We start from the raw sequence: 609 nt of genomic DNA, 5'->3' as shown, positions 1-609 counted from the left end.
CCGCCGAGGCCGAAGAAGCAGAGCCGGAACCGGCCTTCGACGAGGACGTCATGCCCGACGAAGACGCCGACCTGCTCATCCCGGTCGAGGACTACCTGGCCGCCGGTGTCCACATCGGTACCCAGCAGAAGACCAAGGACATGGTCCGGTTCATCCACCGTGTCCGCGACGACGGGCTCTACGTGCTCGACGTCAGCCAGACTGACTCGCGAATCCGCACCGCCGCGGACTTCCTCGCGAATTACAGTCCGGAGCAGATTCTGGTCACGTCCTCCCGCCAGTACGGTCGCTTCCCGGCCGAGAAGTTCGCCGCCGCCGTCGGCGCTCGCGCCCGCACGGGCCGCTTCATTCCGGGTACACTGACGAACCCGGACTACGCCGGCTACATCGAACCCGACGTGGTCGTCGTCACCGACCCGATTGGTGACGCGCAGGCCGTCAAGGAGGCCATCACGGTCGGCATCCCGGTCATCGCGATGTGCGACTCCAACAACCAGACGTCGAACGTCGACCTCGTCGTCCCAACGAACAACAAGGGTCGACGCGCGCTGTCGGTCGTCTACTGGCTGCTGGCCAACGAGACGCTCGACCGCCGCGGCCCCGCCACCG

General features: G+C 66.7%; 1 protein-coding gene. It reads left to right on the top strand.

The features are described 5' to 3' along the window. Positions 1-609, top strand: a 609-nt coding sequence (gene rpsB / locus DVK07_RS20615; RefSeq protein WP_121598593.1) for a 30S ribosomal protein S2, incomplete at both ends; no start/stop codon positions are given.

It is taken from the genome of Halorubrum sp. Atlit-26R, assembly GCF_003666015.1.
Taxonomy (GTDB): Archaea; Halobacteriota; Halobacteria; order Halobacteriales; family Haloferacaceae; genus Halorubrum.
This window is presented reverse-complemented; position numbering and strand designations above follow the sequence as displayed.